Here is a 24,679-nt window from a genome sequence, read left to right as displayed (position 1 = left end):
GGAGGTCCGGCCGTCGGGCAGTGCGAACGATGGTGCTGGTCGGGGCCGTCGCCGCGGCGGGGTCGTGTGCCTCCGGCACCGCCACCGTGGAACAGTCGATGGTCGCGGCGACGACCTCGACGACTGCTCGCCCGGAGCAGAAGGCGCCGTTGCTCGATTCGCACGCGATGCGATTCAAGAACGCGTTGGCCGACTCGGGGTTGGCTGCGGGGGTGCCCGACGAGACACTGCTCGCGGTGGGTCGGGGCCTGTGCAGCCGACTGGCGGCCGGTGCTCAGGAGGAGGAGATGATCGAGGCGGTCCGGCCGATCGCGGCGTACGCCACGACGGTCTCGGACACGATGATGCCGGGCGACGATGCCGCCCGGCATTTCATCGTGGTCGCACGCGAGGAGTTCTGCTGACTCAGCGCACCGTGTGCACGATCAGCACGTCGGAGGTGGACTTGCGGGCCACGTCCGACGGCACCGACCCGAGGAGCCGGCCGGTCAGGGTGTTGAGTCCGCGATTGCCGATGACGACGAGGTCTGCCTCGACCTCTCCGATGAGAGTCAGCAGGGAATCGACGGGAGCACCCACGATGGGACGCTCGACGATGTCCTTCGCGCCCGCCACGGTCGCCTTCTCCCGGGCGGTACGGAGGATGTCGTAGGTCGGCGCCGACCCCGTGACCTGGTATGCCTCGTCGCGGAGGACGTCGGCCGCCTGGGCGGTGTCGCGGGCATCCGCCGGGTAGTACGCGCACGCGATCACCAGTTTGGCACCGGCGTCCGAGGCGAGTGCGGCAGCCTTCTCCACGGCGCGGTACGACGACTCCGAGCCGTCGGTGCCGACGACAATGGTCCGGTAAGCGGTCATTCAGTCCTCCATCGATGATGTGTCGGCGCGGTGGCCGATCGGTGGCGACGGATCGAACAGGCGATCCCCCACACCTGATGCTGGCAAAGACACTAGCGGTCGCGGCGGTACTGATGGGACGTTTGGGGTGGACACCTCATCGACCACCACTGTGTGTGTTACCTCGCGTCACCGAAACGCGGTCCGAACATCCTGCCGGGGAGTGGTCCACCGTCGGCGAGCGTGTCGCGCCACGGCACTGCGAGGTCGAGCAGCCTCTCGACCGTCTCCTCCCCTGCCGCAGCCCACGGCCCGACTGCGAGATCGTCGGTGAGATCCTCGACCAGTTCGCGCACTTCGAATCCGTCGCCGGTCAGTTCGCCGGCACGGTTGATCAGCCCTCCCGCGCGCAATGCGGTCTCGGCCTCGTCCCATTCGTCGGTGGTCCAACCCCTGTTCGCCTTCGCGAATTCCGCGCTGAACCCGATCCTGCTCGCGGTGTGCGTGACGAGCGCATCGAGCCCCGAGAGGCCGGCACCCTGCAACGCTGCGACGTGCCCGTCCCCGCGGTATTCGCGGAGAAGGGTCAATGCGTGCCAGAAAACCAGGTGTGGCGCCTCGGGCCACGGTTGATCGGTGTATCCCGCAAAGAGTGCCCGACCGTCGACGCCAGGAATCGACCGTGCGACGGTCGCGGCCAGTTCCGCAGCCTCCGCCATCTCCGGTGAAGCAATGACGTCTGCTCCGAGCCACCGAGTCATCGCCGCATCGACTCCACGGACGCGAGCCTCATACACTTCAGAGGGTGTGGCGATCTCCCACGCGGCAGGCAATGCCGCCTCGATCAGACGCGGCGCGAAGTTGTAGAACGTCGCGGTCGCGACGCCTGGCCCGACCTTGCCCATCGGCGCGACCCGCGACGCGACGTACTTCATCGCGGCGCCCTCGAGACCGAGTTCCCCCAGTTCCGAATGCACTTCCGGAGCGAAATACGTGAAGGAATGAAGTAGATCGAGGGCGCGGGCGGCGCGACCGGCGGCAGCGGAATCCATGTACGGGGACATTACGGCAACCGCAGGGCGACATCAGGCGTGTGTGTGCGGACACGACCAGGCCCTGCGGCACCCGATCCTGAATCCGCCTACTGGAGCCCGGCGGCGTCCATACCGCGCAGCTCCTTCTTCAGATCCGAGATCTCGTCACGCAGGCGCGCGGCGAGTTCGAACTGCAGGTCGCGGGCGGCCTGCATCATCTGATCGGTCAGTTGCTGTACGAGGTCGGCGAGTTCCGCGCGGGGCATCGATTTCGGGTCGCGTCCCTCGACGACACCTGCACTACCGCCCCGACCGGATTCGCCCTGGGCTCGACGCCCGCGGCTCGCGTTGCGACCCGAACCGCCCACCTCGATCTTCTCCGAGTCCTCGGCCTCCTCGTAGACCTGGTCGAGGATGTCCGCGATCTTCTTGCGCAGCGGCTGCGGGTCGATTCCACGCTCGACGTTGTACGCGATCTGCTTCTCACGGCGACGTTCGGTCTCCTCGATGGCGCGTGCCATCGAGTCGGTGATCTTGTCGGCGTACATGTGGACTTCGCCGGAGACGTTGCGGGCCGCACGACCGATCGTCTGGATCAACGACCGGGTCGAGCGCAGGAACCCTTCCTTGTCGGCATCGAGGATCGCTACAAGCGACACCTCGGGGAGGTCGAGACCCTCACGCAGGAGGTTGATACCGATGAGGACGTCGTACTCCCCGAGACGAAGCTGACGGAGCAGTTCGACGCGGCGCAGGGTGTCGATATCGGAGTGCAGGTACCGAACGCGGACCCCGAGTTCGAGAAGGTAGTCGGTGAGGTCCTCGGCCATCTTCTTCGTCAAAGTGGTCACGAGAACGCGTTCGTCGCGCTCGACCCGCCCGCGGATCTCGTGGAGCAGATCGTCGATCTGCCCCTTCGTGGGTTTGACGACGACCTTCGGGTCGACGAGCCCGGTGGGCCGGATGACCTGTTCGACGAACTCGCCGCCGGCCTGCCCGAGTTCGTAGTCGCCGGGGGTCGCCGACAGATACACGGTCTGACCGATCCGGCCGGAGAATTCTTCCCAGGTCAGGGGACGGTTGTCGACGGCCGACGGCAGCCGGAAGCCGAATTCGACGAGGTTCCGCTTGCGCGACATGTCGCCCTCGTACATCGCGCCGATCTGCGGCACTGTCACGTGGGACTCGTCGATGACGAGCAGGAAGTCTTCCGGGAAGTAGTCGATGAGTGTGGCGGGCGCCGATCCGGCCCCGCGCCCGTCGATATGCCTCGAATAGTTCTCGATGCCCGAACAGAAGCCCACCTGACGGATCATCTCGAGATCGTATTGGGTGCGCATCCGAAGCCGTTGCGCCTCGAGGAGCTTTCCGCGGTTCTCGAGATCGGCGAGGCGTTCCTCGAGTTCCGATTCGATCGAGTTCACGGCGCGTTCCATACGTTCGGGACCCGCCACGTAGTGCGTTGCCGGAAAGATGCGCAGCGAGTCGACCTTGCGAATCACGTCGCCGGTGAGTGGATGCAGATAGTAGAGGGCGTCGATCTCGTCGCCGAAGAACTCGATGCGGACGGCGAGTTCCTCGTATGCAGGGATGATGTCGACGGTATCGCCCTTCACGCGGAAAGAGCCACGTGTGAAGGCCATGTCGTTGCGGGTGTATTGCACGTCGACCAGCAGGCGTAGAAGAGCGTCGCGTGGCACTTCGACGCCGACCTCCAGTTGCACCGATCGGTCGAGATAGGACTGCGGTGTGCCGAGTCCGTAGATGCACGAGACGGATGCGACGACCACGACGTCGCGACGTGAAAGCAGGGCAGAGGTGGCGGAGTGCCGCAGTCTCTCGACATCGTCGTTGATGGACGAGTCCTTCTCGATGTAGGTGTCGGTCTGCGCGATGTATGCCTCGGGTTGGTAATAGTCGTAGTAGGAGACGAAGTATTCGACGGCGTTGTTGGGAAGCATCTCGCGCAACTCGTTGGCAAGCTGCGCGGCGAGGGTTTTGTTCGGTGCCATCACCAGCGTGGGTCGCTGGACCCGCTCGATCAGCCACGCGGTGGTCGCGGACTTACCGGTGCCGGTGGCACCGAGCAGGACGGTGTCCTTCTCGCCAGACTTCAGGCGGCGCTCGAGTTCGTCGATGGCGGCGGGCTGATCGCCCGCGGGTTCGAACTCGCTGACGACTTCGAAGCGTGCGTCGGTGCGCTCGATCTCACCGACCGGGCGGAACTCGGAATGGGCAACAACCGGATGCTCGCTTGCGAACGCCATGCGATCCAGGGTAGGCGCTGCCACCGAAATCCCCCGCTCCTCCGAGCCGACCGTCTCGGTACTCGCAGCACTGGATCGCGGTAGCGTGCCCTCATGCCGCACCGTCTTCATCCGATCAAGGTGGAACGATTCGACGTGACCGCCCGGACCAACACGGATCCGAAGGGAATGGTGCGACCGGTCGAGCACTTCCGAGTGCTCCCGTGGGGTCTGTACATGGGCCGGCCCGCAGATCATCCCCAGTTCGACTACCTCGAATCCTGGTTGCTGCCGTCCCTTCATCTGCGCGCATCGATCTTCCACTTCCGGCCGGGACACGAACGCGACCAGGACCGCTACGTCGACGTCGGGATCTTCTGGCGCGACGGCGACATATGGCACTCTCGCGATCACTACCTCGACCTGGTGGTCTCGACGGGCCGCGGCACCCGAGTCGAGGACATCGACGAGTTGTTCGCAGCGGTGGCTGCCGGGGTGCTCGATACCGACGACGCGGAACGGGCGGTGGCCACCGCCCTCACTGCGGTCGACGGAATCGCCTCCCACAGTCACGACCTCGACGCTTGGCTCGCGTCCCAGGGTTTTCCCGTCGAATGGCGTTGAGACAATTCGGGACGGACGACGAACGATTCGCTCGCATTTCCTGCGGAGATATCGGGTTGACCACGTCGAAAAAATCCTGGATATCGCATAATTCTGCGCCTCCGGCGCCACCCATGTAATTACCCGTACTCACGGTATGTTACTGTTTCGCGGTCGGCGAGCATTTGCATTACACATGAAAGCAACTCCGGACCAGCGGTCCGGAGGGTAATGGATGTCGGCAGGACGAGGAAACCCCTCCCTGCCGATATACTTGGCGCCCGAACACCGTCGTGAGCGCGCAGCAGCGCCGCTGCTGCCCCGCCGACGTGCGCCCACAAATGGGCGTTGACCAGCAGGATACGTGTACCCACGTGTCCGGAACGACCGGCTGCAGCGTCGCAGTGCCGAGTCGCTCGGGTTTACCCGCCCGCCCACCGGTCGTCACAGCCGAAACCGAATTCGTGTCGCGCTGCGCCCGGCGCCGGGAACCACACGAATACGAAGGAGGTTGCATTGGACAGCACCGAGCTCGTTCAGTTCAGTGCCGTGACAGTTGTTCTGTTGCTTGTTTTATTCTATGGTGGAACATTTCTCATTTCGACCCGGATCGGCAAGAAGAACGAAAATGCCGACGGGTACATGACCGCCGGAAACAAAATCGGGTTCGGTGTCTCAGCAGCAAGTATGACTGCAACGTGGATCTGGGCGTCCTCGCTCTATGCATCCGCAACCTCGGGATATACCTACGGCATTTCCGGCCCCATCCACTACGGGCTCTGGGGTGCGTTGATGATTCTGTTCATCTACCCCTTCGGCAAGCGGATTCGCGCGGTTGCACCCAAGGCGCACACCCTCGCCGAGGTCATGTACGCGCGGCACGGCGCGTCGAGCCAGTTGATGCTCGCCGGATCGAATGTGGTCGGCAGCCTCATCAGCCTGATGTCGAACTTCATCGCGGGCGGCGTACTCATCTCGATGCTCTCACCGTTCTCCTTCGTGCAAGGTGTGGTGTTCGTCGCCGCCGGCGTACTCCTGTACACGCTGTGGTCCGGATTCCGGGCGTCGGTGCTCACCGACTTCGTCCAGGTGGTCGCCATGCTCGGCGCGGTCGTGGTCATCATCCCGGCCGTCTTCTTCATCACCGGCTTCCCCGACGCCTTCGACACCGGCGCGAGCAACCTCACCGAGCAGCAGAGCAACTTCTTCTCGAGCGACGCATTCCTCAATCAGGGCGCGCCGTACATCGCGGCGGTCCTGGCCTACGCGATCGGCAACCAGACGATCGCCCAGCGCCTGTTCGCGGTGCGTGAGGATCTCATCAAACCGACATTCATCACGGCGACCGTCGGATACGGCGCGACGGTCATCGGCGTCGGTATGTTCGGCGTGCTCGCGCTGTACCTCGGAATCGACCCGATGGACGGGGACGTCAACAACATCATTCCGCAGATGGTGGCGTCATACCTGCCGGCGGTCCTGGTGGTCCTGTTCTTCGTCATGATCATCGGCGCGCTGTCGTCCACGGCGGACTCCGATCTCGCTGCCCTGTCGTCGATCGTGATGGCCGACATCTACGGCCAGAACATCGCAGGCGGCAAGGAACACGCAGACCCCAAGCGCATGCTGTTCGTGGGCCGAGCCACCATGGTGCTCGCCACCGCGGCGGCAGTCGGATTCGCCAGTATGCGCTTGAACATCCTCGATCTGCTGGTGTTCGTCGGCGCGCTGTGGGGTGCGCTGGTCTTCCCCGTGATCGCCAGCTTCTACTGGCGCAAGGTCACCAACAAGGCGTTCACCACGTCGGTGCTGCTCGCACTCGCCCTGTTCCTGCCGGTGCGATTCGGTTGGTTCTCGATGGACGGCATGGTCGGCTACCTCGTCGATGTCGTCTCGGTAGTCGGTGTCGGTGTGATCGCCGGGTTGATGGCGTTCGGGTTCTTCGGACTGCGTATCGCGCGGATCGTCGCGGTCGCGGCGGCACTGATCGCGGCTCCGTTCTCGATCGGCTTCCTGCACGATTACGCCGTCCTCAGCGCGTCGCTGGTGGCGTACGCGGTGAGCACAGTGGTGTGCTGGGCGATGTCGGTGAACAGCAAGGAAGAGTTCGACTTCGACGTGATCGCGCAGCGCGTCGGTGATTTCGACCCGGTCGAGAGCGACCCGGACGGAGATTCCGACAACGACCCGACTCTGACGAAGGACCGCGCATGAACACCCTTGCCCTGACCCTCTACGTTCTGATCTGGCCTGCGCTGGTGGCGCTCGTGTTGTTCGTCCTCGGCCGCGGCTTCATCAAGGAGTGGCTCGAAGCCCGCCGAAATGGCGAAGATCTCATCTGACCCGCACTCGCGGCATACGAATCGGCCCGCAGGAGCGACATATTCGTCGTCCTACGGGCCGATCTGCACCGAGCACTCCATGCGGTCACTTCAGATGGGGCTGCAGCAGCACCTCGAACGCGGAGCCACCGGTTCCCGACGACACACCGGGCACGGTGTTGCCGGATCTCCGTGGCCGGGTCGTACTCGTGGGGACGAATCCGTCCACACCTACCGTCTCGGCCACCATGAGCGCCGCGAGCTCGTCGGCTGCGCGGCGGATACGTCCGGACAGCCCTTCCTCGCCTGTGCTCTCCACACCCCCGAAGTCTTCGGTGGCAGCGAAGATTCCCGTGGGCACAACGACCGCGCTCAGGAACGCGAACAACGGGCGCATCGCGTGGTCGAGTACGAGTGAGTGGCGTGCTGACCCCGCGGTGGCAGCGATGATCGTCGGCATGCCGCGCAGGGCATCGGTGTCGAGGGCGTCGAAGAACATCTTGAACAGCCCGCTGTAACTCGCCGTGAACACGGGTGTCACTGCGATCAACCCGTCCGCCCGCGACACTCGCTCGCGGACCTCCGCCAGTGCGGGCGTCGGAATCTGCGTGGTCATGATGGTCGCGAGATCACCGGCGAGTTCGCGTAGTTCCACGACCTCGACGTCGACTGCCTCACAGCGCGCTCCGATCGCAGCGATCACCGCATCGGCGATCCGATCGGACAGCAGTCGCGTGGACGACGGTTGCGACAGTCCTCCGGTGACGACGATCAGGCGGCGGTTCATCTCGATGCTCCCACGGCCTCTGTGTCGATCGTGGCCGGCACGACGAGTCGATGCGGCGAGTCCGGTCCCTCCGCCACCAGCGAGGTGTGGGTCGGCGGATCCGACGGTACGTGCGCGGGACGACGACGCTCGAACTCGGCGCGAAGCACGGGCACGACCTCACGACCGAGTATCTCGATCTGTTCGAGAACGACATCGAGCGGCAGACCTGCATGGTCCACGAGGAAGAGCTGGCGCTGATAGTCCCCGGCGTAGTCCGCGAAGCCGAGGGTGCGCTCGATGACCTGCTCGGGAGTGCCTACCGTCAAGGGGGTCATCGCCCCGAACTCCTCGAGCGACGGTCCGTGCCCGTACACAGGTGCGTTGTCGAAGTATGGCCGGAACCGGCGTTTGGCCTCGGCTTCCGTGTCGGCCATGAAGACCTGCCCGCCGAGCCCGACAATGGCCTGATCCGCGGCGCCGTGCCCGTACTCCTCGAACCGGTTGCGGTAGAGCGTGATCATCTGCTGGATGTGTTCCCTGTTCCAGAAGATGTTGTTGTGGAAGAACCCGTCACCGTAGAAGGCGGCCTGTTCGGCGATCTCGGGAGAACGGATCGACCCGTGCCAGACGAACGGCGGGGTCTCGTCCAAGGGCATCGGAGTGGAGGTGTATCCGTGCAGCGGGGTGCGGAACTTCCCTTCCCAGTCCACGACCTTCTCACGCCACAGGCGGCGCAGCAGGTGGTAGTTCTCGATTGCCAGCGGGATGCCCTGACGGATGTCCTTGCCGAACCATGGGTAGACCGGTCCGGTATTGCCACGGCCCATCATCAGATCGACGCGGCCGCCGGAGAGGTGCTGCAGCATCGCGAAGTCTTCGGCGATCTTGACCGGATCGTTGGTCGTGATCAGTGTCGTCGCTGTCGAGAGGATGAGGTTCTCGGTCTTGGCGGCGATCCAGCCGAGCATCGTCGTCGGCGATGACGGCACGAACGGCGGATTGTGGTGCTCTCCGGTGGCGAAGACGTCGAGCCCGACCTCTTCTGCCGCGAGGGCGATCTTCGTCATGGCGACGATGCGGTCGTGTTCCGTGGGAATGCGCCCCGTCGTGGGATCGCGGGTCACATCTCCGATGGTGAAAATGCCGAATTGCACGTCCGAACCTCCGTCATGTTGTTGAATAGTCAACTATATTAACGGACTGCCGCGCCGAGGTATTCCCACGGTCTCGCGACAGAGCTCACCAGGAGCAACAACCCGCCTGGCCGCAGGGCAGGAGAGCCTAGATCGACCGGCCGGTCGCTTCCGCCCAGTCCCACGCTCGATGGTAGGCCCGGTCGAACCAGGGCGCCTTGGCCTCTCGGTACACCGACGCAGCACGCAGCGGATCGGTCTCATCGGACGCCGACCGAGCAGCGGCGCGCTTGACCACCGCGAATTCCTCAACCGCGTCCGCGTCGGCCCGCAGCCAATCGCGCAGGAGCAGAGAGAATTGTTGTCCGGGCCACCCATCGACCCGCAGCGCCACCCGCGCGGGGCGACCGGGGTCGGCACTGCCGTGCAGCCTCATCGACCACACCGCAGGGTCGGTCTCGCCGCCCACTCCATAGGACGGCTTCGGGATGTCGTGGTCGACCTGCTCGATCCGGGGGAACCCAGCCGCTGCGAGCGGCTCGAGGAGCGCATCGGCGGCCGCAAGATCGGAGACGGTGACCTGGAGATCGAGCATGTCCACCGCGTCGAGTCCGGGCACGGCCGTCGATCCCACATGATCGATGCGCACCGCATGTCCGCCGCATGCGAGCGCAAGTCGCGCCACGAGACGCTGAGCCTGCTCATCCCATCGAGGCTGGGCCGGTCCGAGAACCGGGTCGGCGTGCACCGCCGTGCGAGTACGGATGTTCTGCTCGAACGGCACCAGTCGCTGTTCCCACAACTGCCGGACGGCCTCGACAACGGCAACGGGCTCACCGGTGTTGTCGAGCCACACGTCGGCGACTTCACGACGCTGCTCCTCGGTGGCCTGCGCACGGATCCGGGCCTTTGCGTCGGACTCGGGCATCCCCCGCAGCTCCACGAGCCGGCGCAGGCGTTCCTCTTCGCCGGCGTGCACGACCGCGACGAGATGGAATGCCGGGGCCATGGAGCCTTCGACGAGCAGCGGAATGTCCTGCACGAGAATCGCATCGTCTGCGGCTGCCTCGACGAGTTCGGCGGTGCGACGACCGACCCGGGGATGAGTGATCGCGTTGAGCACGCCGCGCGCTTCGTCGGTCACGAATGCCTTCTCGGCGAGCACCGGACGATTCAGTGAGCCGTCGGGATGCAGGATATCGTCGCCGAACGCGCCGACCAGTTCCGCTAGCCCCTCCGATCCCGGCGCCACGATCTCCCGCGCAATCACGTCGGCGTCGACGAGAACCGCCCCGAGTTCGACAAGCTCTTTCGCCACGGTCGACTTCCCCGCGCCGATGCCTCCGGTCAACCCCATTCGCAACACGCCGCCCAGTCTTGCATCATCGACCCCGGTCTCGAAACTCGGGCCGCGGCAGTCACATCGCGGTCACGAGCGGGTCACAGGCCGATCGCAAGTCTCTGGCCACGAGTGAAACACGCCTCTCACCTGCGTCAAATGCGGCATTCGAGTCTCTCGGTCGGATATCGTCGTTCAGAAGCGTCCGACCACGGAGTCCAGTCCACTCGAGAAGGCAAGAATGCGATCCTCCCAATCATCACCCGGTCGGCATCGCCTCGGCATGGAAAACGGTGTTCACTGCATCCTCATCCCCGAGGTGGCCGCCGCACTCTCGGAGCACCGACGCAGTTGGTTCACGATGCTCCTGAGTAATGCACGCCACAGCCAGGCCGCCATCCGTAAGCGCGCAGCCGGACTGCCGACGCAATGGGCCACGCCCGCTGTGGGCTGACCACCCCGGAAAGCGTCCGTACCACCACGGATTCCGAACACGACACGACCCGGCCCCTCCCAGGAGGGGCCGTCGGTCGTTCGACCCGATCACTCCCCACAGCCCTACGGCAATGCCCCGAACGATCCGCGAAATGCGGAAGACCCCGCACCGGACGCGGTGCGGGGTCTTCCGTATAAGCGCTCTATCAGGCGTTGCCCGACAGCTTCTCGCGCAGTGCAGCGAGCTGAGCATCGCTGGCGAGCGAGCCGCCACCGGTGGTCTCGACCTCGCTGGACTCGGGAGCCGAATCCGAAGAGTAGTTGCTGCTGGACACGCCGGCAGCAGCCTCGGCAGCCTCGTCAGCAGCCATCTTCTCGATCTGAGCGGTGTGCATCTTGTGACGACGCTCGGCCTCCGCGTAGCGGGACTCCCACTCCTCACGCTGCTTCTCGAAGCCCTCGAGCCATTCGTTGGTCTCGGGATCGAAGCCCTCGGGGAAGATGTAGTTGCCCTGCTCGTCGTAGCTGTCGGCCATGCCGTACTTCGACGGATCGAACTCTGCGGTGTAGTCCTCGTTCGCCTGCTTCAGCGACAGCGAGATACGACGGCGCTCGAGGTCGATGTCGATGACCTTGACCATCGCGTCGTCGCCGACTGCGACAACCTGGTCCGGGACCTCGACGTGGCGCTCGGCCAGCTCGGAGATGTGGACGAGGCCCTCGATACCCTCTTCGACGCGCACGAACGCACCGAACGGCACCAGCTTGGTGACCTTGCCCGGAACGATCTGGCCGATCGCGTGGGTACGGGCGAACTGACGCCACGGATCTTCCTGCGTCGCCTTGAGCGAGAGGGACACGCGCTCGCGGTCGAGATCGACGTCGAGAACCTCGACGGTGACCTCGGTGCCGACCTCGACAACCTCGGACGGGTGGTCGATGTGCTTCCAGGACAGCTCGGAGACGTGTACGAGGCCGTCGACACCGCCGAGATCGACGAAGGCGCCGAAGTTGACAATGGAGGACACGACGCCCTTGCGGACCTGGCCCTTCTGGAGCTGGTGCAGGAACTCGCTGCGGACCTCGGACTGGGTCTGCTCGAGCCATGCACGGCGCGACAGGACCACGTTGTTGCGGTTCTTGTCGAGCTCGATGATCTTGGCCTCGATCTCCTTGCCGACGTACGGCTGGAGGTCGCGGACGCGACGCATCTCGACGAGCGACGCGGGCAGGAAGCCACGCAGGCCGATGTCGAGGATCAGGCCGCCCTTGACGACCTCGATGACGGTGCCCTTGACGGCCTCGTCCTTCTCCTTGAGCTCCTCGATCGTGCCCCAGGCGCGCTCGTACTGCGCACGCTTCTTGGACAGGATCAGGCGGCCTTCCTTGTCCTCCTTGGTGAGGACCAGGGCCTCGACCTCGTCGCCCACCGACACGACCTCATTGGGGTCGACATCGTGCTTGATCGAGAGCTCGCGGGACGGGATGACGCCTTCGGTCTTGTAACCGATGTCGAGCAGCACCTCATCACGATCGACCTTGACGATGGTGCCTTCGACGATGTCGCCATCGTTGAAGTACTTGATCGTGGCGTCGATGGCGGCGAGGAAATCCTCGGCGGAGCCGATGTCGTTGACGGCTACCTGCGGCGAGGTGACGGTGGTGGAGGCCATGTGTTTGAGTTGCTCCGGACGGGTTGATAGTCGGTTGATTAACGCTTTCGGGCAGGCGGACCGGCGCAGACGTGCACATCGCGCGCGTTCCACCACGAGGACCCTCGGACGGACCGGTGAGGGGCAGAACTCGGGACACTCGCGTGCCCTAGGCTACGCGGTCCGGTATGACCCCGGCAAACTCACCCGGCAGGAACCACCTCACGTTCGGCGAGCATCATCGTCATCAGACCCGATTCCTTGCTCTGCTCCTGCATCATCGCGCGCGCCGACCGCTTCACCGGCCCGTCGTCGAGCAGAAGATCCGCCGCCCGTGCCATCGCCACTCCACCGTCGTGATGCCGCTTCATCAACTGCAGGAACAGCACCTCGGCGTCGGGTCCCGGCGCTGTCGAGAGAGCATCGAGCTCGGCGACTGTGGCCATCCCTCGCATAGGCACCTCGACATCTCGGCCGAGCGCGACTCCGTGCTCGTTCGCGTGCGCGGGGCGGTGCCACCACATCGGGTCGGGATTGGTCGGAGCCGCTCCCGCCAGGGTCAGCCAACCGAGCAGAGTCCCGAGTTCGATCCGCTGCGCGGCATCGATCCGATCGGCGAACGCGAGGACGGCGGGATCGAGCTCCGGAGACAGACGCGCCGTCATCTGCAGCGCCTGCTGATGATGGGCCGCCATGTCCTGCACGAACCCGACCTCGACGTCGGTCAACACCGGGCGACTCGCCGTCGGCGGATCCACCAGCGGCCGCAACGCCGCACCGACCACCAACAGCAGCACCGACAGCGACGCCAAGGCCAGCACCCGGATCATGATGTTCGGCGCCCCGGTGGTACCGGCCGCTCCGCTCATGATCCGATCGTCGACCGCTGGTCGGCCGGTGGGGTGTAGACGTCCTCGCTCAGACGCAGTGTCATGAAACCGTTGTCCGAACAACTGACCCACAGGTCGTTGCCGCGCCATTCCGGCGGCGAGAAGCACCAGTCGCTCGACAGGTCGCCGGCGACCACCATGCCGCTGCGGGGCGATCCTGCCTCGTCGAGGTCGAACTGCCCGCCGATCACGGCCTGCAACACCGCCGGCGCACTGAGAATCGGAACGCCGATCACAGACGCCATTGCGTGCGGCGAGTTCGGCAGCTCGAGGTTGCGGGAGGTCTGGGCCGGCGGGTTGTAATAGGCGATTTCCTTCACGTCGAACGGGTCACTGATATCGAAGACCCGGACCCCGGAGGACACCCACCCGCAGGCCAGGGCTGTGGGATCCACCGGCCGGTCCGCCGAGCAGTAGTGCGATTCGTAGGCGAAGGCCGATCCTCCCATTCCCGACGCGACCTGACTGTCGATGTTCTCCGGCAGATTGATCTCGAGTTTGATCGAATTCACGATCGCCGGATTCGTCTCGTCCGCGACGTCGATGAGCTTGATCCCACCCGACCCGCCTTCGTCGACCGTGAACAGGTAGGGATGCCCGTCGTACGTGACGGGGACGCTGTGCTGGGTAGCCCAGCCGTCCGTCCACGACATCGAGGCGACCTGCCGCACCTGTGCGCCTACGTCACGATCTTGCACGGCGCTGGTGTCGAGAACCGTCAGGCCGCCGAAATTGTTGGACAGGTACAGCCGGTTGCCGTCGGGTGAGATCCCGAACCCGTGGGCGGACATCCCCATCCAGCCTTGCCAGATGACCGTCGGTTGCGCCGGGTCGGTCAGGTCGACAGCGCTGAGCACCCCTTCGGTACCGGACGACCAGTAGGTGAGGCCATCCGGCGAGAATCCGCCTTCGTGCGCGGTGACCGGAAGCGGCATACGCGGGTCGGTGCCCGCACCGGGGTTGAGCAATCGCGGGTGGGCACAGTCGGAGATGTCGTACACCGAGAGCAGCCCCGCACCGAACAGCGCCGGGACACCGGTTCCCACCAACAGCTTTCGGCCGGAATGTACCTTCAGACTCTCCCAGGTGCCGGCGAGCATCGCCGGTTCGGTCAGCGTCACGGTCGGCGTCGGATGGGCTGGATCCGAAGCATCGACAACCTGGACGCCCGTTTCCGGTCCGACGAGACTGCCCGGGAACAGACTTCCCATATAGGCGCAATGGTCGTGGCTCGCCGAGACGATGCCCGCGCCGTCGCCCGCGAACCCGCCGAGCCGGGTCATATTGCATTCGTAGCCCTCGGCGCTGCGCCCGCTGTCGCGGTCGGCTGCCGGCACGTCGCCCTGCAGCCCGGACTCGGGCCGCGAACCGGGCCCGCATTCGGCGCGCGCAGCCGCATGCCGCCCGACCTCACCGGCTTCGTGGACCACGCCGGACGAGTCCTGCGGCGGTGGACCCGCCGCAGCGATCCCCGCCGTCACCAGAATCGCCACCGCCACGACCATCGCGGCGTAGCCACAGCGAGTCGACACAATCCCCCACACGACATTCCCCCTCTGCCACCGGACATCGATGCCCGGACCCCGCGGTGAGTATGTTCGAGATCACACATTCGCGTCAACGCCTTCCGCCGACGTGTCCCGGCCGAGAACCGCCTGTACCGCACGTCCTACGCTGTTTCCATGTCCGACGCGCCGCTGCCGCCCGATCCTCGTCACGCCACCGCCAATGCCCTGCTCGGCACGTCGAAGGCCGGTCGAGCAGGCGTGGGCAGTCGCGACAGTGAACACGCAAGCCGCACGTGGTGGGACGCCGACGCCGGCGACTACCACCGCACCCACGGTGAATTCCTCGGAGTGGATTCGGTCGCGGGCGAGTTCGTCTGGTGTCCGGAAGGCCTGCACGAAGGCGACGTCCATCTCCTCGGTGACGTCCGCGGTAAGGACATCCTCGAACTGGGTTGCGGGTCTGCGCCGTGCGCACGCTGGCTCGCAGGAGAGGGTGCCCGCGCCGTCGGGCTCGATCTGTCGATGGGCATGCTCTCGCGGGGCGTCGACGCGATGGACCGGGGTGGACCGCGCGTGCCTCTGGTGCAGGCCGGCGCGGAGAATCTGCCGTTCGCCGACAACAGTTTCGATATCGCGTGCTCGGCATTCGGTGCCGTCCCGTTCGTCGCCGATTCGGCGCAGGTGATGCGTGAGGTCGGACGGGTGCTGCGTCCCGGTGGACGGTGGGTGTTCTCGGTCAACCACCCGATGCGGTGGATATTCCCCGACGATCCGGGCGAGCGCGGACTGGTCGCGATGTTCCCCTATTTCGACCGCACCCCGTATGTCGAGGTCGACGACGACGGAGTGGCCACCTACGTCGAGCATCACCGCACCATCGGCGACCGGGTACGGGAACTCGTCGCGGCGGGCTTCGAGGTCTACGACATCGTCGAACCCGACTGGCCCGAGCATCTCGACCGGGAGTGGGGTCAGTGGAGCCCACTGCGAGGTGAGATCTTCCCTGGCACCGCGATTTTCTGCGCCCGCATCGCGAACAGTGTGGATTCGAACCCGGATTCCGGGCTCTGATCCACACTATTCGTCGTCAGCCCAGCACACGGGCGAGAAATTCGCGGGTCCGCTCCTGCTGCGGATTGCTGAGCACATCCCGGGGCGACCCCGCCTCGACGACGACTCCGCCGTCCATGAACACCAGCTGATCGGCGACCTCCCGCGCGAACCCCATCTCGTGGGTGACGACCACCATGGTCATTCCGCCGTCGGCGAGGTCGCGCATCACGGAGAGCACCTCCCCCACGAGTTCGGGGTCCAACGCCGAGGTGGGCTCGTCGAACAACATGAGTTTCGGTTCCATCGCCAGCGCCCGTGCGATGGCCACGCGCTGCTGCTGCCCGCCCGACAGCTGGGCCGGATACGCATCGGCCTTGTTGCCCAACCCCACCTTCGCCAAGAGGTCGCGGGCCATCTCGGTGGCCTCGCTGCGACGCATCTTCTTCACCAGGATCGGCGCTTCGATGACATTGGCGACCACGGTCCGATGTGGGAACAGGTTGAAGTGCTGGAAGACCATCCCGATCTCGCGGCGTTGTTTCGCTGCCGTGCGCGGATGCAGTTCGTGGAGTTTGCCGCCGCGTTCGGCGTAGCCGACGAGTGTCCCGTCGACGTAGAGACGTCCCGCGTCGACGCGTTCGAGATGGTTGATACACCGCAGAAACGTCGATTTGCCGGAGCCGGACGGGCCGATCAGGCACGCGACGTGCCCGCGCTGTACCTCGAGTGAGATGCCCTTGAGCACTTTGACGGCGCCGTAGTTCTTGCATACCCGGTCGGCCCGCACCATGGGCGCGTCGTCCGGCTCGGTCGGTTGGCCTGGTGCGGTCATTTGCGCTCACCTCCGGGGATGGTGGGGTCTGTCGGCGGTGTCGGTTGGATGACGACGGCCTTGCCTTCGGCATCGGCGAGTGCTTGCAACTGGCGTGCCGTCAAGTGTCTGGTCATGCCCTTCGAATAGTGCTTCTCGACGAAGTACTGGCCCACCATCAAAATGCTCGTGATCGCCAGGTACCAGGTCGCGGCGACGAGGAACAGCGGGATCGGCTGGAAGTTCGAGCCGGCGATATCGCGTGCACGGGCGTACAGCTCAGCGGTGTACGGCACGGCCGCAACCAGCGAGGTCGTCTTGAGCATGCTGATGAGTTCGTTGCCGGTCGGCGGGATGATCACGCGCATGGCTTGCGGGAGCACCGTCCGCCGGATCGTCTGCGCCCACGACATTCCCAGCGCGGTGGAGGCTTCGATCTGACCATCGGGCACCGATCCGATTCCGGCGCGGACGATCTCGGCCATGTACGCGGCCTCGTTGAGGGCCAGTCCGATCACTGCGAACAGGAACGCCGCATTGAGCGACTGCAGATCGATGTGGAAGAACTGGTGCACGAACGGGATTCCGATGTCGAGCTGCTTGTAGATCGACGGGAACAGTCCCCACAGCACGAGCTGGACGTACACGGGGGTGCCGCGGAAGACCCACAGGTACACCCACGCCACGGATTTGAGCACCGGATTCGGCGACAGGCGCATCACCGCGAGGACCACTCCGAGCACTACAGCGATGAGCATGGCGAGCACGGTCAACTGCACCGTGTTCCATGCCGCCTCACTGATGCGCCGATCGAACAGGTACTGGCCGTAGATGTCCCAGCGGTAGGCCTCATTGGTGGCTGCGCCCCACACGATCAGCACCAACGCGATCACCACGATGGCCCCCGCGATCCACCGGCCGGGACGACGCAGCGGCACGGCTTGAATCGGTTCCGGTTCGGTCTCGGCTGCGCCGGAATGCGTGTTCTCGCTCATCGGGGCCCTTCCTCAGCTCGTCGCCGCGTTGATCTGCGACTCGGTGATCGTTCCCTCTGTCACACCCCAGCGGTCGGCGATCTGCTGGTATGTCCCCGAGTCGATCAGGTACTGCATCGCCTGCTGCAGGACCGGACCGATAGGAGCGCCCTTGCCGACGACGAAACCGTACGGTGCGGCGTCGAACAGCGGGCCGGCGGATTCGAGACGACCTTCGCTGCGTTCGATCACGTAAGCGGTGACCGGAGAATCGGCGGACAGCGCGTCGACCCGGCCGAGGATCAGCGCGTTGGCTGCTTCGTCCTGGCTGTCGTACTTGATCTTCTCGATCGGGGGAAGTCCCGCATCCACGCAGGTCTGACTCTTTGCCGGAACCTCGTCGATGTCCTCGATGGTCGTGGTCTGTACCGCCACTCGCAGTCCGCATGCGTTGTCGGGGTCGACCGATTCGCCGACGCGCTGCGCCCACTGTATTCCCGCGCTGAAGTAGGTGACGAAGTCGACGGACTGTTCGCGCTCCAGCGTGTCGGTGAACGAGGACGAACCGAGATCGAAAGTGCCGGACTGGACGGCGGGGATGATCCGGTCGAAGTCGGCCTCGTAGAACACCGCGTCGATGCCGAGCACGTCGCCGAGCGCCTGCACGAGTTCGACAGCGAATCCGACGATCGTGCCGTCGTCGTCCTTGAATTCGTTGGGGGCGTAGGGCACATTCGTGCCGACCTTCAGCAGGCCTGCCGACGTCGCTGCCGGCGGGAGTTGAGCAGCGAGTGCATCGACGCGCTCCGCGCGTACCCGGTCGCCAGGGGGCACGGTGGATTCGGTGTTGACCACGCAGCCTGTCACCATCGCGAGGATGAGCAGCACTGCGGCTACAGCACCCACGAGCCGAGGCCGCAGCGGACGGGAGTGAGCTGGTCCATCCACAGTCGAACCTTAGACCGGAGGTGCCTGTCTGTCTGCAGATCTGTGCGGTCCGCTGCTCTGGACCAAACCGGGTGAAGACGCTCTCGCCACAGCTGTATGGTCACGCGGCGGTGATCCGGTCGACCACCGCAGCGGTGAACTCGCTAGTTGATGCGCTCCCACCGAGATCTGCGGTGGCGATACCGTCCCCGATCGTCTCGGCCACTGCCCGCTCGAGGGCTCGCGCCGCACCGCCGAGGAACGGGTCCCCTTTGACGGAGAGGCGGTCGAGGAGCATCGCCGAGGACAGAAGGAGGGCGGTCGGGTTGGCACGGCCGAGTCCGGCGATGTCGGGTGCGGCGCCGTGGACCGCCTGCGCCATCGTCTTCCTCGCGGACGCATTGATCGATGGCGCACTTCCGAGCGAGCCGGAGAGCTCGCCGGCGAGATCCGACAGGATGTCTCCGAACAGATTCTCGGTCACGATGACGTCGAAATCACCGCCGCGACGCACGAGCAGGGCGGCCATCGCGTCGACGTGCTCGTCGTCGACGTCCACGCTCGGATACAAGGTTCCGATCTCGCGGCATACGTCCCTGAACAAACCGGTCGTCTTCGACAGCACATTCGCCTTGTGCACGATGGTGACGCGCTTGCGGCGACGTGAGGCGAGATCGAAGGCGGTATGTGCGATGCGTTCGCACGCGGCACGGGTGATGACCCCGACAGCGAGGGCAACGTCGGGAGTCGGCATGAATTCACCGCTACCGACCGCCATGTTGCGGTCGGCGTAAAATCCTTCGGTGTTCTCACGGACGACGACCAGATCCATGTCGGGAGCCATCGCGCGGGTGCCCGGCAGTGCCCGTGCGGGACGGATGTTCGCGTACAGGTCGAAATGTTTGCGGATCTGTCCGCCCGGTGTCAGCGCCGCACGAAACGGCTCCGGGTACGACGCGCTGTCGTGTGGCCCGAGAATCCAGCCGTCGAGGCCCGCGAGTGCATCGAGCGTCGACTCCGGCACAGGAGTGCCGTAGGTGCCGATGGCGTCGGCGCCGAGCGGCAGAGGCACCCATTCGAGTCCCGGCCCACCTGTCGCCGCGATCGCCGCGTCGACGACGCGGCGTGTTGCGGGAACGATCTCGTGACCGATGCCGTCACCTTCGATCAGGCCGATGCGCTGAGGCTGCGAGAGTTCAGTCTCATGGGTCGCCGTTGCAGTCTCGTGGGTCACCGCGCCATCATTGCGCATCATGGTGCAGTCGGTGGAATTACTACTCGATGATCGGCTCGACGGTCACATCCGCGAGCAGTGGGAGAGCCTGCGCGCAGCCGGTATCGACAGTCAGACCCGGATCCGGACCGAATCGAATCGGCCACACATCACGCTGTTCGTGGCGGAATCGATCCCACCGGACGTGGAGGAAGCTGCGCGTGAAGCTATCTCGACCGTCGAGATACCGATGCGCCTCGGTGGTGTGGTCCTCTTCGGGGGGCGCCACGCGACGGTGGCGCGACTCGTCGTACCCTCTGCGCCGCTACTGGAACTGCAGGCCCGGATTTTCGCCGCGTTCTCGCAGTGTCCCGGGATTCCGGCGCACCTCCGCCCGGGTGAATGGACTCCGCACGTGACTCTGGCGCGGCGGGTCCCCGCCGACCGGATCGGCGCCGCGACGATCGCCGCTCACCACACGCCCGGTGACCCGGCAGGTACCGCGCATCACATTCGGCGGTGGGACGGCACCGCGAAACAGGAATGGCTGCTCATCTGACACCACGAACAGTCTCGGTGGCAGAATCACCGTAGATTCTCGATCTTCTGCCACTCGGCGAGGAGACTGAGTTGCATGCTCCGCAACGTGGTTGTCCCCCTCCTCCCGCGCATCGAAGTGTTCGAACTCGGCGTCGCCTGCGAGGTCTTCGGCAGCGACCTCGCGGCCGATGGCCTGCCTGCCTATGACTTCACGCTCGTCGCAGGCAGTCCCGAGCCCATCGCCACGAGGTACGGCTACTCCATAGATGTGCCGTACGACCTCGACCGCCTCGACGATGCCGACCTGATCATCGTTCCGCCCGGCGGCACCGGAGCAGGCTCACTGACCGATCCAGAATTCGTACGCAGCGGCAACACCGATCTCGGCGTCCTCGAGCCGCTGTTCGAGAAACTGCGGGCCGCAGTCGACCGTGGCGTTCCGGTCGCGAGCCTGTGCACGGGCGCATTCGTCCTCGCCGCGGCCGGCATTCTCGACGCCCGACGCTGCACCACTCATTGGCGATACGCAGGCCGTCTCGCCGCGATGTACCCGTCGGCCCGGGTCGATCGCGATGTGCTCTATGTCGACGACCATCCGGTGTTGACGAGCGCGGGCACCGCCGCGAGCGTCGATCTGTGCCTGCATATCGTGCGGACCGCACAGGGTGCGCAGGTCGCCAACACGATCGCGCGGGGCATGGTCGTTCCACCACACCGCGACGGCGGGCAGGCGCAGTACGTGGCCACACCGCTTCCCGAGTGCACCGACGATTCGATCGCCCCGCTGCTCGACTGGATCACCGAGAATCTGCACCGCGACCTGTCGGTGACCGTCCTCGCGGAGCAGGCACACATGTCGTCGCGGACCTTCGCACGACGGTTCGCGGAGGAAACCGGCACGACACCGGCGCGGTGGATCCGCGACCAACGGGTGCTCGCGGCGCAGCACCTGCTCGAGAACACCGATCTACCCATCGACGTGGTCGCGGACCGTGTCGGATTCGGGACCGCGCCGGTGCTCAGGCAGCATTTCCTGCGCCTGCGGCGTACCACGCCCCAGGCGTACCGCCGGACCTTCCGCTCCGCGGAGCCGACCCTGGTCGAGTGACGAGACCGCGGAACAGCGGCCCCTGTACGGCCTGTCTCGCGTAGCGTGGCGGAAGAAATGGGGGCGGCTCGCTGTTGCACCCGTCGACACGACCGAACCGAAAGGACCACCGTGGCAACCCAAGCTCTCACCCAGCAGACCTTCGACGAGGTCGTCACCAACAACGACATCGTGCTCGTCGACTTCTGGGCCGATTGGTGCGGCCCCTGCAAGCAGTTCGCACCCACCTTCGAATCGTCATCCGAGCAGCATCCCGACGTCGTGCATGCGAAGGTCGACACCGAGGCCGAGCAGTCGATCGCGGCAGCCGCCAACATTCGCTCGATCCCGACGATCATGGCCTTCCGCGAAGGCATCCTGGTCTACAACCAGGCAGGCGCGCTGCCGCCGGCCGCGCTCGAAGACCTCGTCTCGCAGGTCAAGGCTCTCGACATGGACGACGTGCGCAAGCAGATCGACGAAGCGTCGAACGCCCAGGGCTGACCCGACCGACCACAGCGCGGCTCGATTCCTTTTCCGGGGATCGAGCCGCGTCGGCTGTCAGTGGGCGGCGGCGTCCCAGCTACGGCCGTAGCCGACGGACACCTCCAGCGGCACCGACAGATCGATCACCGAATCCATCTTGTCGCGGACGAGCTCCTCGACACGCTCACGCTCGTCGGTGGTGACCTCGAGGACCAGTTCGTCGTGGACTTGCAGCAGCATCCGCGACCGCAGTCCGGCATCGCCGAGCGCTTTCTGCACGTCGATCATCGCGACCTTGATGATGTCGGCCGCCGTGCCCTGGATCGGCGCGTTGAGCGCGGCACGCTCGGCGACCTCACGACGCTGCCGATTGTCGCTCGTCAGGTCCGGCAGGTAGCGCCGACGCCCGTAGAGCGTGGAGGTGTAGCCGACCTTGCGGGCCTCCTCGACGACGTTGTGCAGGTAGTCGCGCACGCCACCGAAGCGGGTGAAGTATGCCTCCATCTGCTCGCGGGCCTCGTCCGTGGAGATCTTCAGCTGCTGCGCGAGACCGTAGGCGCTCAGACCGTACGCCAGACCGTACGACATCGCCTTGACCCGTCGACGCAGCTCGGGGGTGACCTCTTCGATCGGTACGCCGAATGCGCGGGCACCGACGAAACTGTGCAGGTCCTCACCCGTGTTGAACGCCTCGATCAGACCTTCGTCGCCGGACAGGTGCGCCATGATGCGCATCTCGATCTGGCTGTAGTCGGCGGTCAGGAGCAGGTCGTATCCGGTGCCGACGACGAAGCCATTGCGGATCTGACGGCCGGCGTCGGTGCGCACCGGGATATTCTGCAAGTTCGGTTCGGTGGACGACAATCGTCCAGTCGCCGCGACCGTCTGATTGAACGTGGTGTGAATGCGACCGTCGTCGGCCACCGACTTGATGAGACCGTCGACGGTCGTCTTCATCTTGGTTGATTCGCGGTGTGCCAGCAGATGTTCGAGGAACGGGTGCCCGGTCTTCTCGAACAGGTTCTGCAGAGCATCGGCGTCGGTGGTGTAGCCGGTCTTCGTCTTCTTGGTCTTCGGCATCTCGAGTTCGTCGAACAGCACCACCTGCAGCTGCTTCGGTGAGCCGAGGTTGATCTGCTTACCGATCACCTCGTATGCGGCGTTCGCTGCGGCAGCGACGTCGGCGGCGAAGCCCGCCTGCAGGTCGTGCAGGTGCTCGGAATCGACGGCGATGCCAGTGGATTCGAGTGCGGCCAGCACCTCGAGCAGTGGCAACTCCATGTCCGTGAGCAGTTGCACCGACTCGATGTCGACGAGTTCGGAGTCGAGAGCCGCAGCGAGATCGACGACGGCGCGTGCCCGCAGGATCTCACCTTCGGCGGCCTTCTGGTCGGTGGCGTCCTCGTCGTCGAGCAGCGACAGTTGCTGGGCGCCGGTGTCTTCGACGCGCAGTTCGCGCTTGAGGTAGCGCAGCGACAGGTCGTCGAGTTTGAAGCTGCGCTGTCCGGGGCGCACGAGATAGGCCGCCAGTGCCGTATCGCTGGTGACGCCGGCAAGGTTCCAACCGCGACCGCCCAGCGCGTGCATCGCCGACTTCGCCTCGTGCAGAGTCTTTTCCACGGTGGGGTCGGCGAGCCACGTGGCAAGCGCGGTGTCGTCCTCGGGGGTCAGCGACACCGTCGTGACGTACGCGCCCTCGCCGTCGGCAGCCGCGATCGCGACAGCTGTGGCCTCCCCGCCGTACGGAGTGCCGGGGCCGGCGACGGACAGGCCGTGCCGCTGCCCGGACACCGCGTGCTCGGCGAGCCAGGCGGTGAGCGCACCCGGTTCGACGATGCCGCCGCGCACCTCGAATCCTTCGTCGGCTTCGGGTTCCGCGGACGCGAGGGTCTCGAAGAGTCGATCGCGCAGGACCTTGAATTCGAGGTCGTCGAAAAGCCGGTGGATCTTGTCGCGGTCCCACGGGGCCAGCGCCAGCGCCTCCGGCGCGTACGGCAGCGGCACTTCCCGCACCATCTCGGTGAGCTGGCGGTTCATGAGCACGTTCGACAGGTTCTCGCGCAGCGCGTCGCCGGTCTTGCCGCGCACTTCGTCGACCCGATCGACCAGTTCGGTGAGGCTGCCGAATTCGCGGATCCACTTGGTGGCGGTCTTCTCACCGACACCCGGGATGCCCGGGAGATTGTCGCTCGGGTCGCCGCGGAGCGCGGCGAAGTCCGGGTACTGCGCCGGGGTGAGCCCGTACTTCTCCTCCACGGCCTCAGGGGTGAAACGCGTCAGCTCGGAGACGCCCCGCTTCGGGTAGAGCACAGTGACGTCGTCGGTGACCAACTGCAGTGCATCGCGGTCGCCGGTGACGACGAGCACCTTGTAGCCGAGTGCCGTGGCCTGGGTAGTGAGGGTCGCGATGATGTCGTCGGCCTCGTACCCTTCCTCGGCCATGACCGGGATGCCCATGGCGCCGAGCACCTCTTTGGTGACATCGATCTGTCCCTTGAACTCGTCCGGAGCTGCGCTGCGCTGCGCCTTGTAGGGGGCATACATTTCAGCGCGGAATGTCTTGCGGCTCACGTCGAACGCCGCTGCCACATGTGTGGGCTTCTCGTCGCGCAGAAGGTTGATCAGCATCGAGGTGAACCCGTAGACCGCATTGGTGGTCTGTCCGCTGGTAGTTCTGAAGTTCTCGGCCGGGAGCGCGTAGAACGCGCGGAATGCCAGCGAATGTCCGTCGAGGAGCAGAAGGGTCGGACGGTCGTCGGCGGCCGGGGTGGTCGAGGGCGAAGCGGATGCACGGGTCACGGGTGTCAGTCTAGGGACCGGG

Annotated in this window: 23 protein-coding genes; 9 read left to right on the top strand and 14 right to left on the bottom strand. The window is 65.4% G+C overall.

Going from position 1 to position 24,679, the window contains the following annotated elements:
- Window positions 1-29: 29 nt before the first annotated feature.
- Window positions 30-404: a DUF732 domain-containing protein gene (locus EV641_RS22180; protein WP_241997402.1), complete on the top strand. Its 375-nt coding sequence runs from the start codon at window positions 30-32 to the stop codon at window positions 402-404.
- A gap of 1 nt (window position 405) precedes the next feature.
- Here EV641_RS22180 and EV641_RS22175 read toward each other — a convergent pair whose 3' ends face one another.
- From EV641_RS22175 to uvrB, 3 genes are all read right to left on the bottom strand, one after another.
- Window positions 406-858 carry a universal stress protein gene (locus EV641_RS22175; protein ID WP_054715656.1) on the bottom strand — a complete coding sequence of 151 codons (453 nt, stop codon included), beginning with the start codon at window positions 856-858 and terminating at the stop codon, window positions 406-408.
- Window positions 859-1,016: 158 nt separating this feature from the next.
- Window positions 1,017-1,889: a hypothetical protein gene (locus tag EV641_RS22170; protein ID WP_132474574.1), complete on the bottom strand. Its 873-nt coding sequence runs from the start codon at window positions 1,887-1,889 to the stop codon at window positions 1,017-1,019.
- 89 nt (window positions 1,890-1,978) lie between these two features.
- A complete protein-coding gene (gene uvrB, locus EV641_RS22165) occupies window positions 1,979-4,138 on the bottom strand; it encodes an excinuclease ABC subunit UvrB (RefSeq protein WP_054715665.1) in 2,160 nt (719 codons plus the stop codon).
- A 93-nt stretch (window positions 4,139-4,231) separates the two neighbouring features.
- Here uvrB and EV641_RS22160 point away from each other — a divergent pair, with 93 nt between their 5' ends.
- The 3 genes from EV641_RS22160 to EV641_RS29930 all read left to right on the top strand — a co-directional run bounded on the left by EV641_RS22160 (window position 4,232) and on the right by EV641_RS29930 (window position 7,062).
- Window positions 4,232-4,741, top strand: a complete 510-nt coding sequence (locus tag EV641_RS22160; RefSeq protein WP_054715657.1) for a DUF402 domain-containing protein — start codon at window positions 4,232-4,234, stop codon at window positions 4,739-4,741.
- A 495-nt stretch (window positions 4,742-5,236) separates the two neighbouring features.
- Window positions 5,237-6,934 carry a sodium:solute symporter family protein gene (locus EV641_RS22155; RefSeq protein ID WP_132474572.1) on the top strand — a complete coding sequence of 566 codons (1,698 nt, stop codon included), beginning with the start codon at window positions 5,237-5,239 and terminating at the stop codon, window positions 6,932-6,934.
- The gene (locus tag EV641_RS29930; protein WP_241997401.1) at window positions 6,931-7,062 is read left to right on the top strand and encodes a putative transporter small subunit; all 132 of its coding nucleotides are present in this window, start codon (window positions 6,931-6,933) and stop codon (window positions 7,060-7,062) included. Before EV641_RS22155 ends, EV641_RS29930 begins: the two co-directional genes overlap by 4 nt.
- Before the next feature lie 85 nt (window positions 7,063-7,147).
- Here EV641_RS29930 and EV641_RS22150 read toward each other — a convergent pair whose 3' ends face one another.
- The 3 genes from EV641_RS22150 to coaE form a co-directional block, all read right to left on the bottom strand.
- Window positions 7,148-7,828, bottom strand: a complete 681-nt coding sequence (locus tag EV641_RS22150) for an FMN reductase (RefSeq protein ID WP_132474570.1) — start codon at window positions 7,826-7,828, stop codon at window positions 7,148-7,150.
- Window positions 7,825-8,964 (bottom strand): LLM class flavin-dependent oxidoreductase, encoded by a 1,140-nt coding sequence (locus EV641_RS22145; protein ID WP_132474568.1) that lies wholly within the window; start codon window positions 8,962-8,964, stop codon window positions 7,825-7,827. The genes EV641_RS22150 and EV641_RS22145 overlap by 4 nt, the downstream gene beginning before the upstream one ends.
- A gap of 127 nt (window positions 8,965-9,091) precedes the next feature.
- On the bottom strand, window positions 9,092-10,309 hold the full coding sequence (gene coaE, locus EV641_RS22140) for a dephospho-CoA kinase (protein WP_199233352.1): 1,218 nt from the start codon (window positions 10,307-10,309) through the stop codon (window positions 9,092-9,094).
- A gap of 214 nt (window positions 10,310-10,523) precedes the next feature.
- Between coaE and EV641_RS22135 the strand changes: the two genes are divergently transcribed.
- The gene (locus tag EV641_RS22135; RefSeq protein ID WP_132474565.1) at window positions 10,524-10,736 is read left to right on the top strand and encodes a hypothetical protein; all 213 of its coding nucleotides are present in this window, start codon (window positions 10,524-10,526) and stop codon (window positions 10,734-10,736) included.
- 187 nt (window positions 10,737-10,923) lie between these two features.
- Here the strand turns inward: EV641_RS22135 and rpsA are convergent, their stop codons facing one another.
- The 3 genes from rpsA to EV641_RS22120 form a co-directional block, all read right to left on the bottom strand.
- Window positions 10,924-12,390 carry a 30S ribosomal protein S1 gene (rpsA, locus tag EV641_RS22130; protein ID WP_132474563.1) on the bottom strand — a complete coding sequence of 489 codons (1,467 nt, stop codon included), beginning with the start codon at window positions 12,388-12,390 and terminating at the stop codon, window positions 10,924-10,926.
- 182 nt (window positions 12,391-12,572) lie between these two features.
- Entirely contained in the window at window positions 12,573-13,238 is a 666-nt protein-coding gene (locus EV641_RS22125) for a DUF305 domain-containing protein (protein WP_241997400.1), read from the bottom strand.
- A complete protein-coding gene (locus EV641_RS22120) occupies window positions 13,235-14,764 on the bottom strand; it encodes a hypothetical protein (RefSeq protein WP_132474639.1) in 1,530 nt (509 codons plus the stop codon). Before EV641_RS22120 ends, EV641_RS22125 begins: the two co-directional genes overlap by 4 nt.
- A gap of 177 nt (window positions 14,765-14,941) precedes the next feature.
- Here EV641_RS22120 and EV641_RS22115 point away from each other — a divergent pair, with 177 nt between their 5' ends.
- On the top strand, window positions 14,942-15,838 hold the full coding sequence (locus EV641_RS22115; protein ID WP_132474561.1) for a class I SAM-dependent methyltransferase: 897 nt from the start codon (window positions 14,942-14,944) through the stop codon (window positions 15,836-15,838).
- Between the two features lie 16 nt (window positions 15,839-15,854).
- Here EV641_RS22115 and EV641_RS22110 read toward each other — a convergent pair whose 3' ends face one another.
- The 4 genes from EV641_RS22110 to EV641_RS22095 all read right to left on the bottom strand — a co-directional run bounded on the left by EV641_RS22110 (window position 15,855) and on the right by EV641_RS22095 (window position 19,787).
- Window positions 15,855-16,610, bottom strand: a complete 756-nt coding sequence (locus EV641_RS22110) for an amino acid ABC transporter ATP-binding protein (protein WP_132474636.1) — start codon at window positions 16,608-16,610, stop codon at window positions 15,855-15,857.
- Between the two features lie 38 nt (window positions 16,611-16,648).
- A complete protein-coding gene (locus tag EV641_RS22105; protein ID WP_132474559.1) occupies window positions 16,649-17,626 on the bottom strand; it encodes an amino acid ABC transporter permease in 978 nt (325 codons plus the stop codon).
- A 12-nt stretch (window positions 17,627-17,638) separates the two neighbouring features.
- Window positions 17,639-18,475 (bottom strand): ABC transporter substrate-binding protein, encoded by an 837-nt coding sequence (locus tag EV641_RS22100; RefSeq protein WP_132474634.1) that lies wholly within the window; start codon window positions 18,473-18,475, stop codon window positions 17,639-17,641.
- Between the two features lie 178 nt (window positions 18,476-18,653).
- Window positions 18,654-19,787: an isocitrate/isopropylmalate family dehydrogenase gene (locus EV641_RS22095; RefSeq protein ID WP_132474557.1), complete on the bottom strand. Its 1,134-nt coding sequence runs from the start codon at window positions 19,785-19,787 to the stop codon at window positions 18,654-18,656.
- Here EV641_RS22095 and EV641_RS22090 point away from each other — a divergent pair.
- From EV641_RS22090 to trxA, 3 genes are all read left to right on the top strand, one after another.
- Window positions 19,786-20,304 (top strand): 2'-5' RNA ligase family protein, encoded by a 519-nt coding sequence (locus tag EV641_RS22090; RefSeq protein WP_054715992.1) that lies wholly within the window; start codon window positions 19,786-19,788, stop codon window positions 20,302-20,304. The two genes, EV641_RS22095 and EV641_RS22090, sit on opposite strands and share 2 nt — an antisense overlap.
- A 75-nt stretch (window positions 20,305-20,379) precedes the next feature.
- Window positions 20,380-21,393, top strand: a complete 1,014-nt coding sequence (locus tag EV641_RS22085) for a helix-turn-helix domain-containing protein (RefSeq protein WP_054715995.1) — start codon at window positions 20,380-20,382, stop codon at window positions 21,391-21,393.
- A gap of 111 nt (window positions 21,394-21,504) precedes the next feature.
- Window positions 21,505-21,876 (top strand): thioredoxin, encoded by a 372-nt coding sequence (trxA, locus tag EV641_RS22080; protein ID WP_054715998.1) that lies wholly within the window; start codon window positions 21,505-21,507, stop codon window positions 21,874-21,876.
- Between the two features lie 57 nt (window positions 21,877-21,933).
- Here trxA and polA read toward each other — a convergent pair whose 3' ends face one another.
- Window positions 21,934-24,666, bottom strand: a complete 2,733-nt coding sequence (gene polA, locus EV641_RS22075) for a DNA polymerase I (RefSeq protein WP_132474632.1) — start codon at window positions 24,664-24,666, stop codon at window positions 21,934-21,936.
- Between the last annotated feature and the right edge of the window lie 13 nt (window positions 24,667-24,679).

This window comes from Rhodococcus sp. SMB37, from assembly GCF_004345605.1.
In the GTDB taxonomy this organism is placed as follows: domain Bacteria; phylum Actinomycetota; class Actinomycetes; order Mycobacteriales; family Mycobacteriaceae; genus Rhodococcus.
Note: the sequence above shows the minus strand (reverse complement) of the source record. Positions and strands in the feature narration are given on the sequence as shown.

What these genes read in the sequence shown, in the direction of transcription:
- EV641_RS22160 (WP_054715657.1), top strand. Translation starts at nt 4,232, where the DNA reads ATGCCGCACCGTCTTCATCCGATCAAGGTGGAACGATTCGACGTGACC.
- EV641_RS22085 (WP_054715995.1), top strand. Translation starts at nt 20,380, where the DNA reads ATGCTCCGCAACGTGGTTGTCCCCCTCCTCCCGCGCATCGAAGTGTTC.
- EV641_RS22105 (WP_132474559.1), bottom strand. Translation starts at nt 17,626, where the DNA reads ATGAGCGAGAACACGCATTCCGGCGCAGCCGAGACCGAACCGGAACCG.
- EV641_RS22095 (WP_132474557.1), bottom strand. Translation starts at nt 19,787, where the DNA reads ATGATGCGCAATGATGGCGCGGTGACCCACGAGACTGCAACGGCGACC.
- EV641_RS22135 (WP_132474565.1), top strand. Translation starts at nt 10,524, where the DNA reads ATGCGATCCTCCCAATCATCACCCGGTCGGCATCGCCTCGGCATGGAA.
- EV641_RS29930 (WP_241997401.1), top strand. Translation starts at nt 6,931, where the DNA reads ATGAACACCCTTGCCCTGACCCTCTACGTTCTGATCTGGCCTGCGCTG.
- rpsA (WP_132474563.1), bottom strand. Translation starts at nt 12,390, where the DNA reads ATGGCCTCCACCACCGTCACCTCGCCGCAGGTAGCCGTCAACGACATC.
- EV641_RS22090 (WP_054715992.1), top strand. Translation starts at nt 19,786, where the DNA reads ATGGTGCAGTCGGTGGAATTACTACTCGATGATCGGCTCGACGGTCAC.
- EV641_RS22125 (WP_241997400.1), bottom strand. Translation starts at nt 13,238, where the DNA reads ATGAGCGGAGCGGCCGGTACCACCGGGGCGCCGAACATCATGATCCGG.
- EV641_RS22100 (WP_132474634.1), bottom strand. Translation starts at nt 18,475, where the DNA reads ATGGTGACAGGCTGCGTGGTCAACACCGAATCCACCGTGCCCCCTGGC.
- uvrB (WP_054715665.1), bottom strand. Translation starts at nt 4,138, where the DNA reads ATGGCGTTCGCAAGCGAGCATCCGGTTGTTGCCCATTCCGAGTTCCGC.
- EV641_RS22175 (WP_054715656.1), bottom strand. Translation starts at nt 858, where the DNA reads ATGACCGCTTACCGGACCATTGTCGTCGGCACCGACGGCTCGGAGTCG.
- EV641_RS22180 (WP_241997402.1), top strand. Translation starts at nt 30, where the DNA reads ATGGTGCTGGTCGGGGCCGTCGCCGCGGCGGGGTCGTGTGCCTCCGGC.
- EV641_RS22115 (WP_132474561.1), top strand. Translation starts at nt 14,942, where the DNA reads ATGTCCGACGCGCCGCTGCCGCCCGATCCTCGTCACGCCACCGCCAAT.
- EV641_RS22120 (WP_132474639.1), bottom strand. Translation starts at nt 14,764, where the DNA reads ATGGTCGTGGCGGTGGCGATTCTGGTGACGGCGGGGATCGCTGCGGCG.
- EV641_RS22150 (WP_132474570.1), bottom strand. Translation starts at nt 7,828, where the DNA reads ATGAACCGCCGCCTGATCGTCGTCACCGGAGGACTGTCGCAACCGTCG.
- EV641_RS22170 (WP_132474574.1), bottom strand. Translation starts at nt 1,889, where the DNA reads ATGGATTCCGCTGCCGCCGGTCGCGCCGCCCGCGCCCTCGATCTACTT.
- EV641_RS22110 (WP_132474636.1), bottom strand. Translation starts at nt 16,610, where the DNA reads ATGGTGCGGGCCGACCGGGTATGCAAGAACTACGGCGCCGTCAAAGTG.